The organism is Sphingobium sp. RS1 (assembly GCF_056156825.1).
The window spans coordinates 11,876-24,636 of the sequence record NZ_JBLZXE010000005.1; the positions used below are offsets into that span (position 1 = coordinate 11,876).

Annotated in this window: 9 protein-coding genes and 1 pseudogene; 7 read left to right on the plus strand and 3 right to left on the minus strand. The window is 59.0% G+C overall.

What is annotated here, in order from left to right:
* The first annotated feature begins 222 nt into the window (after positions 1–222).
* The 3 genes from ACNHGR_RS24120 (at position 223) to ACNHGR_RS24130 (ending at position 3,865) form a co-directional block, all read left to right on the plus strand.
* The gene (locus ACNHGR_RS24120; protein WP_475289534.1) at positions 223–1,920 is read left to right on the plus strand and encodes an AMP-binding protein; all 1,698 of its coding nucleotides are present in this window, start codon (positions 223–225) and stop codon (positions 1,918–1,920) included.
* Positions 1,921–2,389: 469 nt separating this feature from the next.
* A complete protein-coding gene (locus ACNHGR_RS24125) occupies positions 2,390–3,469 on the plus strand; it encodes an IS630 family transposase (protein ID WP_475289536.1) in 1,080 nt (359 codons plus the stop codon).
* Positions 3,470–3,514: 45 nt separating this feature from the next.
* Positions 3,515–3,865, plus strand: coding sequence for a hypothetical protein (locus ACNHGR_RS24130; RefSeq protein WP_449470414.1), 351 nt, complete (start codon positions 3,515–3,517; stop codon positions 3,863–3,865).
* A gap of 628 nt (positions 3,866–4,493) precedes the next feature.
* Here ACNHGR_RS24130 and ACNHGR_RS24135 read toward each other — a convergent pair.
* Both ACNHGR_RS24135 and ACNHGR_RS24140 read right to left on the minus strand, forming a co-directional pair.
* A protein-coding gene (locus ACNHGR_RS24135; protein WP_464778755.1) for an IS5 family transposase occupies positions 4,494–5,254 on the minus strand; the annotation gives its coding sequence in 2 pieces (ribosomal slippage) (positions 4,494–4,918 and positions 4,918–5,254; 762 coding nt in all).
* A 483-nt stretch (positions 5,255–5,737) separates the two neighbouring features.
* On the minus strand, positions 5,738–7,138 hold the full coding sequence (locus ACNHGR_RS24140) for an NAD-dependent succinate-semialdehyde dehydrogenase (RefSeq protein WP_460989841.1): 1,401 nt from the start codon (positions 7,136–7,138) through the stop codon (positions 5,738–5,740).
* Positions 7,139–7,470: 332 nt separating this feature from the next.
* Between ACNHGR_RS24140 and ACNHGR_RS24145 the strand changes: the two genes are divergently transcribed.
* The 3 genes from ACNHGR_RS24145 to ACNHGR_RS24155 all read left to right on the plus strand — a co-directional run bounded on the left by ACNHGR_RS24145 (position 7,471) and on the right by ACNHGR_RS24155 (position 9,572).
* Positions 7,471–7,878, plus strand: a complete 408-nt coding sequence (locus ACNHGR_RS24145) for a carboxymuconolactone decarboxylase family protein (protein WP_449470418.1) — start codon at positions 7,471–7,473, stop codon at positions 7,876–7,878.
* Entirely contained in the window at positions 7,871–8,764 is an 894-nt protein-coding gene (locus ACNHGR_RS24150; protein ID WP_449470419.1) for an NAD(P)-dependent oxidoreductase, read from the plus strand. Before ACNHGR_RS24145 ends, ACNHGR_RS24150 begins: the two co-directional genes overlap by 8 nt.
* A gap of 154 nt (positions 8,765–8,918) precedes the next feature.
* Positions 8,919–9,572: a GntR family transcriptional regulator gene (locus ACNHGR_RS24155; RefSeq protein ID WP_449470420.1), complete on the plus strand. Its 654-nt coding sequence runs from the start codon at positions 8,919–8,921 to the stop codon at positions 9,570–9,572.
* 58 nt (positions 9,573–9,630) lie between these two features.
* On the opposite strand, the pseudogene ACNHGR_RS24160 reads toward ACNHGR_RS24155, so the two are convergent.
* Positions 9,631–9,861: pseudogene (locus tag ACNHGR_RS24160) on the minus strand (integrase core domain-containing protein); the annotation flags it as partial.
* A gap of 478 nt (positions 9,862–10,339) precedes the next feature.
* On the opposite strand from ACNHGR_RS24160, the gene ACNHGR_RS24165 reads away from it, so the two are divergent.
* Positions 10,340–12,631: a TonB-dependent receptor gene (locus tag ACNHGR_RS24165; protein ID WP_475289538.1), complete on the plus strand. Its 2,292-nt coding sequence runs from the start codon at positions 10,340–10,342 to the stop codon at positions 12,629–12,631.
* Positions 12,632–12,761 lie beyond the last annotated feature (130 nt).

A 12,761-nucleotide genomic window follows, 5' to 3' on the forward strand; every position in this document is an offset into this window, starting at 1 on the left:
CCGCAATGCTCCAGGAGGGCCACGCCATCGCCGGGGGTTGCAAATGGGATGTGCCAAAAGCGGAAGGCGTTGGAAGGACGAGACGGCAGTGCGGGACGGGGTCGGCGGCGGGACCTGACCGCAGTCTACTATACGTGCGTCGCTCGAACCTGAGCAGGATCGCTGGCCTCATGCTGCGGCCAGCAAAGGACAATGTAGATGCAAGAAAAGCAGGATAGGATAATGGAGCAGGATCTTTTCAGTCACGTCGTGGGATCCAGCGAGCGTCCGCTCCTGGACTGGACTGTAGGCCAGGCTCTTGACCACGCGGCGGAGTGTTGGCCTGATGAAACCGCCTTGATCTCGCGCCATCAGGGCCTCCATTTCAGTTGGGCGGCGTTGAGGGATGCCGCGCATGATTTCGCGCTGGGACTGACCGCGCTGGGGCTGGGGCCGGGTGACCGGGTCGGAGTGTGGGCGCCCAATTGCGCCGAATGGATCATCGCACAGTTCGCCACGGCGGTAGTGGGCATCATTCAGGTCAACATCAATCCCGCCTATAGGCTCAGCGAGTTGGAATATACGCTGCACAAGGTGGGCGTTAAAGCCCTCATCTGCGCCGACAGTTTTAAAACCAGCGATTATCTCGCCATGGTGGAGGAACTGGTGCCCGAACTGAGTCAGCATACCGGAAAGATCGCGTCATCCCGGCTCCCCCTTCTGGAGCATGTCATCAAGATTGGCGGCGGGCCGCGACCGGGATGGCTTGATTTTGACACCGTCATGCAGAGCGGCAGCGAGTTGCCGCGCGAGCGGATCGAGGCGATCGGCTCCGCGCTGCGCCCACATGACCCCATCAATATCCAGTTCACCAGTGGCACGACTGGCCTGCCCAAAGGCGCGACGCTTTCCCACCACAATGTCCTCAATAATGCCTATTTTTGCGGGCTGGCTATGGGCCTGACGGCGGGCGACCGGCTTTGCGTGCCGGTGCCGCTCTATCACTGCTTTGGCATGGTGATGAGCAACCTTGCCTGCCTCGTTCATGGGACTACGATCGTCTACCCCTCTGCAGGCTTTGATCCGCTGGTGGTTCTGGAAGCGGTGGAGGCAGAACGCTGCACCGCATTACACGGCGTGCCAACCATGTTCATTGCGGAACTGGAGCATCCGCAATTTTCACGCTTCGACCTCAGCTCCCTGCGCACTGGGCTGATGGCAGGCGCACCTTGCCCTATCGAAATCATTAATCGGGTTATGACGGAAATGCATATGCGCGATGTTGGCGTCGCCTATGGCATGACGGAGACAAGCCCGGTCAGCTTCCAGACATCGGTAACCGATCCGGTCGAGCGCCGCGTTTCCACGATCGGCCATGTCCAGCCTCATCTGGAAGCCAAAGTCATCGATCCCGTGACGGGCAAAATCCTTCCGCGCGGCACGCCCGGAGAATTATGCACGCGCGGCTATTCCGTGATGCTGGGCTACTGGGACGAACCGGAGCGGACCGCTGATGCGATCCGTGATGGTTGGATGCACACGGGTGATCTGGGCATTATCGACGATGAAGGCTATGGCCGGGTGGTAGGCCGCGCGAAGGATATGATCATCAGGGGCGGCGAAAACATCTATCCGCGAGAGATTGAGGAGTTTCTCATCCGTCACGACGCGATAGAGGATGTACAGGTCGTAGGCGTTCCGAGCGAGCGCTTCGGTGAAGAGGTATGCGCCTGCGTCCGCCTGCGTGCTGGCATGCAAATCACTGTGGATGACCTGATTGCCTCCTGTCGCGGCCAGATCGCCCATTACAAGATTCCGCGCTACGTCCGCTTCATGGAAGCCTTCCCTATGACCGTGACGGGCAAGGTGCAGAAGAACTTGCTGCGCGATGTGACGGTAAGCTGGCTGAAGAATGAAGGCACTGACAATCTACCGGACTGATCATGCTGTACTGGACTGCGAGGCTACCCCACCGTACCAATACTTCAACTCTTCGTTAAAGATCATCCATCGAACTGTCGTTACGTATGCGCGCTTTCCGCTCAGTGTAAGGAATTAAAGTCAGTGCTGCGGAATCGACATCAGCCCTGAGCAGGGCCGAGTGCTTAAGGGGGGGGCAGGTGCTGAAAATGCCACTTGCCTCATCAGTTACGAATGTCCGCCAGTCCCGATTCCTGTACTTCGTGATAGTCTCGATGCAGTGGGTCATTGCCATCCACAGGCACATCGCATGGCCGCCGATCCGGCTGCGACGGCGCATCGGGGGGCTCACGGAAGGCAGGATTATCAGTTCTGCAGCGCAAGTTGCCGAACCAAGTTCATTGTCGACCCTAATCGCTAGTGGATTGATCGGAACGAATGAGTCCGTTTGAGGGATTCCCATGCTGTCGGCGGCGTGCGACGATAGAGCATGAGAACGGGTATTGAGATCGAGGTCACTGCGCCGGACACGAAGCGGCTTGAGGCGATCGTCGCGGCGCGCGGTTCGCCGCAGAAGCATGTCTGGCGGGCGCGGATCATTCTCTTGACGGCTCAGGGCTTGGGCACCCAAGCGATCATGGCGGCGACCGGAAAATCGAAGACATGTGTTTGGCGCTGGCAGGAACGGTTCATGGTCGAAGGCGTGGATGGATTGCTGCGCGACAAGACCCGGCCTCCGGGGATCGCACCTCTCGATGCGGCTTTGGTCGACAAGGTCGTGGCGCTGACGCTGGAACCGCCCAGCCACGAGGCCACGCATTGGACGGTGCGTGCGATGGCCAAAACCATTGGTATCGCGGCGTCATCGGTTGTGAAAATCTGGCACGACCACGGTCTGGCGCCCCATCGGTGGCGCAGCTTCAAGCTATCGAACGACAAGGCGTTCGCCGAGAAGCTGCACGATGTTGTCGGGCTCTATGTCTCGCCGCCTGCCCACGCCATCGTGTTGTCAGTCGACGAAAAGAGCCAGATCCAGGCGCTCGACCGCACCCAACCGGGCTTGCCGCTGAAGCCGGGGCGCGGGGCAACCATGACGCACGACTACAAGCGTAACGGGACCACAACCTTGTTCGCCGCGCTCAATGTCCTGGATGGTTCCGTGATCGGCCGCAATATGCAGCGGCACCGGCATCAGGAGTTCATCCGCTTCCTGAACGCCATCGAAGCCGAGATGCCCACGGACAAGGCCATCCACGTCATTCTCGACAATTACGCGACCCACAAGCAGCCCAAGGTCCGTGCCTGGTTGGCCAGACATCCGCGCTGGACCTTTCACTTTGTTCCGACGTCCTGCTCGTGGCTCAATGCCGTCGAGGGCTTCTTCGCCAAGCTCACACGGCGGCGCTTGAAGAACGGCGTCTTTCATTCCGTCGTTGATCTACAGGCTGCTATCAATCGCTTCATCAAGGAACATAACCAGGACCCGCGCCCCTTCGTCTGGAAGGCCGATCCGGACGAAATTATCGCCGCCGTGCGGCGCGGGCACCAAGTGTTGGAATCAATCCACTAGTTCCGCGCCAACGCCGCCGCTCCGGGTGCGATGTGGACCTGCCCGATGCAACCGGAGGTGAGGCAGGATCATCTTGGCCCCTGTCCGATTTGCGGCCTGGCGCTGGAGCCGGAAATGGTCACTGCGAAGACTGGTCCAAACGCCGAGCTCATCGACATGACCCGGCGCTTCTGGATTGCCTGGGCGATAACGATACCGGTGTTCCTGCTGGAAATGGGCAGCCACTTGTTTCCCGCGATTCACCGGGTAGATCCGTCCGCGCTTACGGGTCATCGTGGGCAGGATGGAAAGTTTTGGCTCGCCGCGCAAGCCGGGGCCGGTGCGGGGATAAAGAGGGGATGGCCCGAACTGCAGGGTCCGTTAAGGTCGATGACGATCCCGTGCGGGCGCTGCTGACGCGGCGGTGTCGGTTTTTGGGCCTTCCCGGAACGGAGGGATGGGCGGTACTCCCCTCTGACCTCTTCCGGGCAGCGAGCGATGGCTATGGGCAGGTGACCAGCCGCTAGGGCAGAGATTTGTCGCCGCGCCTCCCGCCGCCGACGTCCCCCTTGTAAAGAATATCCCAGCCCGCCGGCTCTGCGTGGCGCTGATCTCCCTACGCGGGTGCTTGTAATTATTGCCCTTGCCGACCGAAAACACACAGGTCCCCAGGTTCGGCACACGCAGCGGGAGTCTTCCGCTGAACTTTCCGCCATGATGGGTACCGACCATATAGGCCGCCGTCGACATGAAGATGCTGACTCGGAGCATGGCATATGGCGCGTCGCCCACGAGGAGCGTGTCCCGCGCCTGCCCATTTAAGTTCACTTCCCGATCGGAGTCTATACACCGTTCGTCCGTGCGTTGTTTACCTACCGTCTTGGTTTTCATCTGGATCAGGTAAATTTTGACTACCGTGATCATGAACTACTCAACCTTTTCCTCGGTGTGCCAGGCCCCAAATCAAAATGGGTAGTTGCCGGTCTCGCGCGTAACGTGCTGAACCAGAAGCGGATCACCAATATCTCACTAGCGCGTAGACCCATTACGCGTTGCACCAGAGGCGAACGCAGATGAGCTTGATGGCGGCGAGGAAGTTGGCCGGGTCTTTGTCGTAGCGGGTCGCGATGCCGCGGTACTGTTTGATGCGATTGAAGAAGCGCTCGACGAGGTTTCGCTGTTTGTAGAGCCATGGCGAGAAAGCGAAGCGTTGCGTGCGGTTGGATCGATTGGGAATGTTGGCCCAAACGTTCCTGGCGGCAGCGGCCTCACGGATGGCATTGCTGTCATATCCCTTGTCGCCCAGCAGGGTTGCGCCTTCGGGGATGGCCTCGATCAGCGCCTCGGCTTCACAGGCGTCGTGGACCTGCCCGCCTGTCAGTCTCAGGCTGACAGGGCGTCCGTCAGCATCGACAAGAGCATGGAGTTTGCTGGTAAGGCCGCCCCGGGAACGTCCCATGCCACGATCGCAGCCTCCCCCTTTTTGCCCGTCGCACCATTCTGGTGGACGCGCATGCAGGTGGAATCGATCATCACCAGTTCGCCATTATATCCGGCAGAAACCGCTGCCAGCAGCCGGTCCCACACCCCGGCTTTGCGCCAGCGGACGAACCGATTGTAGCAGGTTGTCGAAGGCCCATAGCGCTCGGGCACTTCGGCCCACGTCGCTCCCGAGCGAAAGCGCCACATGATCCCGTTGATAACTCGACGGTCATCCACCCGGGCCACGCCGCGCGACTTGTTGGGAAGCAAGGGCTCGATAATCGCCCATTCCCGATCTGTCAGTTCATACCGCCGCCGTGCCATCAAACCCTCCAAATCTGGAGGCCCCTGAATCATGCAAATGGCCAATCCTCAAGCCATTTTATGAGTTTACGACCTAAGCGGAGGCGGAAAGGGGGCGAAGTCTGTGGAGGGCTCCGCAATCCTTCGTTCGGTCGGCGAGCGCGGGACGTGCGCAGGCACGACATAGAGAAGGCGGGCGCTGGCCCGCCTTCTTCATTTTTGGCCCCGGCGTGGTCGATGCGGACAGACGGCCACTGCATCCTGCGTCCAAGGTGAACGACGTTACTGACGTATGGGTGACGCCGGAGACGGGGCAACTCGGATTCGTCGCGCGTCGGCTCGATCAGTCCAGTCCATTTCTCCGTCCACTCGCAAAATGGTTCGGGTCCTCAGGCTGCGGCCCGGTAGTGATCGCCAGATCGCAACACTGCAAAAATGATCCGTGCGTCCTTATTGGCGATCGCAACGATGAGTTCATGGGGGTTGGGCGACTACAGCAGGCTCTTAATGCCGGTTGATCCAGACGATCTGCGCGTTGGTGAATTCGCGAACGCCGAAGTGCGACAGCTCACGACCATAGCCGCTCTTCTTCACGCCGCCGATTGGAGTGCGCGGGTCGGAAGCGGCGAAGCCGTTGATGAACACGCCCCCGCTTTCGATACGGCGAGCATATTTGCGCGCCTTTGCGACGTTCGCCGTCCAGATCGCTCCCGAGAGGCCGAACTCGCTTTGGTTAGCGAGACGGATCGCGTCTTCGGCATCCTCCGCGATGGTAATCGAGGCGACAGGACCGAACGTCTCCTCCTCAAACGCCGCCATGCCTGGCTCGACGCCCGACAGGATCACCGGCTTGAAGAAGGCCGTGCCATCCGCGCCATCTTGCGGTCCGCCCTCAAGTAGGACCTTGGCGCCTTTCTCGACCGTCCGCTTGACCTGGTCTGCGAGCTCCGCCCGCAGGTCGATACGCGCCATCGGGCCGATGTAGGTATCTTCCTCCTCCGGGTTGCCCACCTTGAGATCTTTCACAGCGGCGACGAAGCGCGTGGAGAATTCCTCTGCGATCGACTCTTCCACGATGATGCGCTTGGCGGCGATGCAGATCTGACCGGAATTCTGGAAACGGGCAAGCACGGCGGCGGGGACGGCGCGATCGAGGTCGGCGTCGGCGAGGACGATGAACGGATCGGAACCACCCAGCTCGAGCAGGGTCTTCTTGATCGCGCGACCTGCCTGCGACGCAACCGCGGAACCCGCGCGCACGCTGCCGGTGAGGGAGACCGCAGCAACCCGATCGTCGTTAATGATCGCTTCGATGTCCTCTTGGGCGACGTTCAGGACCGAGATCAGGCCTTTGGGCACGCCAGCCCCCTCGAAGACCGAAGCGACATTGTAGGCGGTAGCTATACAGTTCGGCGCGTGCTTCAGGATGAACGCGTTGCCCGCAAGAACGACCGGAACAATGCCGCGCATGGCCTGCCAGAACGGGAAATTCCACGGCATGATGCCGAGGATCGAACCGAGCGGCAGATAGGAAACATAAGCGGCCTGCCCCTCAATCTCGGTGGGCTCATCGTCGAGCAGCGAAGCGCCTTTGGCGGCCGCCCACTCACACAGCGTTGCGCACTTTTCGATCTCGGCCTTCGCCTGCGTGATCGGCTTGCCCATTTCACGGGTCATGGCAATCGCGAATTCGTCGGTTCGCTTGCGCAGGACACCGGCGAGCTTGCCGAAGAGCCTCCCCCGTTCCGCCGGCTCCACGTCTCGCCAGATCCTGAACGCAGCGATCGACTGGTCCAGCAGGATCTGAACCTCATCGGGGGTCTGGTGGGGATAGCGGGTGAGCACTTTACCTGTAGCCGGGTTGATCGCGGCTGACTCATTCGGGGCTACTTTGGACTGAGCCATCTCTGCTTTCCTTCTGGCGTTCGCAGCAAATTGCTGCGGAATCGATGAGTAGTCTATGGACCTTCTCGGCGCGCAAGACAGAGCTGGTTTAGCCTCCGCCGCTTCGATCATCCGCCTTCTATATTCACGCTTAACTAGCGGTCAAGCGGATTGACGGACAACTATCGAAGCCCTAGGTCGTTCAGGTGAGGTGCCTTGCACCTCAGGTATCAATCGTTCAGCCGCACGCCGCGGTTGCTTCGGGCGCCACATAGCTGGGCTGGCTTCAGCAAGGCGCTCGTGCATTCGCTGCCTGGGCCCGATCGCCCGTTCAATAAGGAAAGGATCCAAGAGTGATTGATTTGTTCAAGGACGCAGGACCGCAGTTTGAAAAGGGCCTTGTAATCCGCAAGGCGGTGCTGGGCGATGCCTATGTGGAAAATTCGCTTAACGCCGCGACACCCTTCAACATGGAAATCCAGAAGCTCGCGACGGAATATTGCTGGGGCGACATCTGGTCGCGTCCGGGCATTGATCGCAAGGCACGCAGCATGGTCAACTTGGCCATGCTTACGGCGCTGAACCGTCACCACGAATTCAAGGTCCACGTCCGCGGCGCCATCAACAACGGCGTGACCGCGGACGAGATCAAGGAAATCCTCCTCCAGAGCGCGATCTATGTCGGTCTGCCGGCATCGCTCGAACATTTTCGTCTCGCCGCCGAGGTGCTCGTTGAGATGGGCTTGATCAGCAATGACTGACAGCCCGAAAATCGCAGCACCCGCGATCGTCGGATTTGTCGGACTGGGCGCGATGGGCCTGCCCATGGCGACGCGCCTCATCAAGGCAGGCTATCTGGTCCAGGGTTTCGACCTATCCGAAGGCGCCCGCAAGAAGCTTGAGGAAACCGGTGGCAGGGCATGCGAAAGGGCGGAGCTGACAGCGCATGGGGCACAAGCCGTCATTACGATGCTGCCGAACTCAGCGATCGTGAACGAGGTGGCACTGGGCTCGCTGGCCGACCATCTGGACGGCGCGGTGCTGATCGACATGTCTTCATCAAGTCCCACCGACACTCGTAAACTCGGCAAGGAACTCGACAAGCGCGGGTTGCAGATGGTCGACGCCCCGGTTTCCGGTGGCGTTAAACGTGCAGCCGAAGGCTCTTTGGCGATCATGGTTGGCGGCGATACCGCACATGTGGCTCGCGTAAGACCCGTCCTGGAAGCTTTGGGCCAATCCATCTTCGAGACAGGGCCGCTCGGTTCAGGTCACGCCATGAAGGCATTGAACAATTTTGTGTCGGCTGCCGGCCTGACAGCCACGTGCGAGGCGATCGTAGTCGGTAAGAAGTTCGGACTCGACCCCGAGCAGATGGTCGACATTCTCAACGCCTCCACCGGGCGCAACAACAGCACCGAAAACAAGATCAAGCCCTTCATCCTGTCAGGCACCTACCAAGGCGGTTTCTCGCTCGCACTGATGGCGAAGGATCTCGGCGTCGCGGCCGGTTTGTCGGACGCAATGGAGTCCCGTTCGCCCACTTTGCACCTCATGGCTTCGCTCTGGGCCGCCGCTCGAGAGCAGCTTCAGGATGGTGCCGATCATACTGAGATCAATCGGTACTTGGCGACACTCAAGGGCTGACCGGCAACCGAGTGATGAACGTTGACTGTTCAACAGCAGATGGTGCATCGGCATTTATCGGATTGTCTGCAACTATGGCGTGAAGGAAGAGGGGAAAGGCGTGGCGGAACCTAAGACGTTTTTCGGGAGTGGCGCTCCCCGTCGGGTTGAGCCTATGCCGGTACGCCGGCAAGTCGAGGATGCGCTCCGGGACGCGATTGTGACTGGTCATTATCCGCCGGGCACGCACCTGTCTGACCGCGCCCTTATGGAGACGTTTGGAACTAGCAGGCAGATCATCCGAGAGGCAATCCGGCTGCTGGAGGCGGAGGGCCTGGTCGAGCAGCGTCCGCACCGCGGGCCGATTGTTGCGATGTTGACAGCCGACGAAGCCGAGGACGTCTACGCAGTTCGCGCCCAGCTTGAGGGCTTGGTGGTACATGAGTTCGCGCGCAAAGCGATCGAAAGCGATCGAGCGGTGCTGCGCGCAGTGTTCGAAAGGCTCTCTCGCTCAGGGGCAACCGACAACAAAGAGGCGCTCTTGGCCATCAAGCAGCAGATCTACGATGTCCTGCTCGTCGGTTGTGGGAACAGCTACGCGTCACAGATGCTGACGACGATCCTTCATCGCATTCGACAGCTTCGCGCTTACTCGCTTTCGGCACCGGGGCGGCTCAAGCATACGATCGAAGAGGTGCGTGCAATCGTCGATGCGATCGAACGCAGGGATGCTGAAGGCGCCGCCGCTGCGTGCCGACTGCATGTGCAAAAAGCGGCCGAGGCTGCACTTCCTATTTTGCGGGCTCAGGAAACAGAGCAAGCGAGGTAGTCCGAATGGAAAAGGCGGACCTGGACTTGTACCGGTTTTGTGCCGGTCACCTATCTCATTAAGCCACCTTGGCTTCGGAGGCGAGCGGGCTGATGCCGCCTAGATATGAATGGCGGCGACGGGTGTCGTAGAAACCATTGATGTACTGGAATATGGCAGCTTTCGCCTGATGCCGCGTTGGCCAGCGCTGCCGCCAGATGAGTTCCGCTTTCAGGGATTTGAAAAACATCTCGACGGAGGCATTGTCGTAACAATTACCCTTGCCGATCATCGATGGACGCAGGCCATGGGCTGAGGCTGAGGCTATACTGTTCCCGGCGCCGATGCCTGCTGTAATCTCTTGTTCCAGTCTTATTTCGGTAATTCGACATCCTCGTTTCCATCAAATAGCGCGCGTTGCCGGCCTGTGCCACTTGCACTTCTCCGAGTTGCACATCGAGCCTGTCTCGCCCAGACGACCATCGATCTCGTGTAGAATGTAAATTCCTACTATGTGGTTATATGCAATAACGCTTTCATATAAAGAGCAACCTACCCCGGTGGCCCTTGCGCCTTACTCGATTGATCTAATCAATGGGTGGACCTTACCCGAGGCGGGTGTCGATGCGGCATATTGCTTATTGGGGAATATATTTACCATCGTGCCATGGTCAAGTGATTGAATGCGGCGGCAGCCTGCCGGTAACATGAAATCCATTCCATCGAATATGTTGACAGAAACTAAATTCCATTGTATGATAATCTGGTATAAAAGTGGGAGAGGGTTTATGAGATTGCGCACTAGCATCTTATGCGCTGCCGCGGCTGGCACGTTGCTGCCGACTTTTGCAATGGCTGAGCCAATATCTTCGAGTACGGAGGGCGGGGCTTCAGAAGGCCAAGCAGCTACCGCAGCTGAAAATTCCCGCCCGTCTAGTGCAGACATCATCGTGACGGCAAACAGGAGGTCGGAGAGGCTTCAGGACGTTCCGATCACCGTCACCGCCGTCGCCGGCGAGACGCTTCGCGAGCGCGGCGTCAAGAATCCGGAAGATCTGAGCCGCATTTCGCCCAGCCTCGTTACCCAGAATAACGCAGCGAATGCCCAAGGGACCAACTTTTCCATACGCGGTGTCGGCACCTCCAGCTTCCAGAGGTCAGTTGAGCCCAGCGTCGCTGTCGTCTTGGACGATGTGACCCTGATCCGTTCGGAACTGGGTGTCATTAATTTCACCGATCTTGCTCAAGTTGAAGTCCTGAACGGACCGCAAGGCTTTCTATTTGGCAAGAATGCATCCGCGGGGCTTATCAACATCCGAACCAATGATCCGGTGATCGGGACCAATTCTGGCCGCATCTTTTCGGAATATGGCCAGCTGGATAACGCCAACGACACATCATTATTCCGTGTGCAGGGCATAGCCAACCTGGCGCTGTCTGACGACGCGGCGGCAAGAATCAACGGCTTCTACGTCAAGAATTCATCGCTTCAGAAGAATGTCGTGCCCAATTCCGACTTCGATGGTGGCCTGCGGCAGGTCGGCGGATCTGCGAAGCTGTTGTGGAAGCCTACGGATCGCCTGACCGTGCTGCTGGCGGGCGACTATCTGGATTCCCGCGGTGCGGGTGGCGGCGTCGCGAGTTTCCGCAGTGTCGCGTCCGCCAGTCCTCTGGCTCAATTGCTTCCCACGCTCGGCATCACGCCCGGCACCAACAATTCCAAGAGCGCCTATGATGGACCGACCTTCTACAACCTAAAGGTCGGCGGGGTTCAAGCCAAGATTTCCTATGAACTGGATAGCGGCCTGACTATCACGAACATCGCGGCCTACCGTGGGTTCAAGACGTCCCAGCAGTTTGACGCCGACTATAGCCCTTTGCCCCTGGTACAGGTATTCGGCGGCGGCATCACTACCGATCAATTTTCCAACGAACTGCGCCTCGCTTCCCCCGCGGGAGGAAAATTCGACTATCAGGCCGGACTGTTTCTGCTTAAGGCGCGAGTGCGGGAGGACAATCTGCTCGCGGCATCTTTGGGTCAAACGCCACCCCCAGGCTTCGCGACCGTGCTGGGAAGCGATAGCTTCTGGCGCCAGAAGCTTGGCAGTTATGCCGTCTATGGCCAGGGCACCTATCGCTTCACGGACAGGCTGCGCCTGACCGCAGGCGCTCGTCTGACCCATGAAACCATCAATATGCGCTATGAAAATACAGCAGGCGGTGGCGCGTTATCCTTGTATCCGGTCGCTCCTGATCGCCAGCAGGCCCGTAGTGAAACCAACTTGTCGGGGCGCGCAACGCTGCAATATGACTTGAACAACGACTGGATGATCTATGGCACCGCCGCGCGCGGATATAAGGGGCCAGGTTATGCGCAATATTCCTTCTCCTACGTGCGGCCCGAAATTTCGACTCATTTCGAAATCGGGTCGAAGGCCCAGTTTTTCGATCGCAAGTTGACGGTCAACCTGTCAGCATACAATACGGACTTTAAGGATTTCCAGGCCCAGAGCATCGATTTCACGACGCTGTCGTTCCTGTTGCAGAATGCGGGTAAGTTGCGCACGCGGGGCGCGGAAATACAGGTCATCGCACGGCCGACATCCCGCCTTACGTTCAACGCCAGCGTCGCCTATACAGATGCCCGCTTCATCTCCTTCAAGGGGGACACCTGCTATGTGGGACAAGTCGATTGCGTGAATGGCGCGACCGACTCCTCTGGTCGTAGACTGCCGAACGCGCCAAAGTGGAAAGCAATCGCAGACATAAGCTACGAACAACCATTGGGTGACAACTTCGCCGCCATCTTCAATGTTGGCGTGACATCGCAATCCTCCTATAATTTCCTGTCGAACGCAGATCCCAGTTCGATACAGAAAGGCTATACGGCGCTTGATCTGGGCCTGACCCTGACGCCGACCGCGCGCAACTGGAGCCTCCGTGCTTTCTGCCGCAACTGCACCGACCGCCGCTACGTCGCTACAGTTCAGGGCCATCCGTTTTTCGCTAGCGACTATATCCAGAACTTGAGCTATGGGGGCTTCCGCCAACTTGGCCTTGCGCTCGACGTGGGCTTCTAAGCTTCAAGCGCGATTGAACAATTATTATTTATGACCTGCCAGAGCGCGGCGTGCCAGATGGCCGCCGCGCTCTTTTCTTTTTACTCGGTCGCATGCCCATAAGCGGGATTGAACGAACTCGCTGACGCTC

Excerpts from the sequence above, each read along its gene's own strand:
- ACNHGR_RS24120 (WP_475289534.1), top strand. The coding sequence starts at position 223 with ATGGAGCAGGATCTTTTCAGTCACGTCGTGGGATCCAGCGAGCGTCCG.
- ACNHGR_RS24150 (WP_449470419.1), top strand. The coding sequence starts at position 7,871 with ATGACTGACAGCCCGAAAATCGCAGCACCCGCGATCGTCGGATTTGTC.
- ACNHGR_RS24165 (WP_475289538.1), top strand. The coding sequence starts at position 10,340 with ATGAGATTGCGCACTAGCATCTTATGCGCTGCCGCGGCTGGCACGTTG.
- ACNHGR_RS24130 (WP_449470414.1), top strand. The coding sequence starts at position 3,515 with ATGCAACCGGAGGTGAGGCAGGATCATCTTGGCCCCTGTCCGATTTGC.
- ACNHGR_RS24125 (WP_475289536.1), top strand. The coding sequence starts at position 2,390 with ATGAGAACGGGTATTGAGATCGAGGTCACTGCGCCGGACACGAAGCGG.
- ACNHGR_RS24140 (WP_460989841.1), bottom strand. The coding sequence starts at position 7,138 with ATGGCTCAGTCCAAAGTAGCCCCGAATGAGTCAGCCGCGATCAACCCG.
- ACNHGR_RS24155 (WP_449470420.1), top strand. The coding sequence starts at position 8,919 with ATGCCGGTACGCCGGCAAGTCGAGGATGCGCTCCGGGACGCGATTGTG.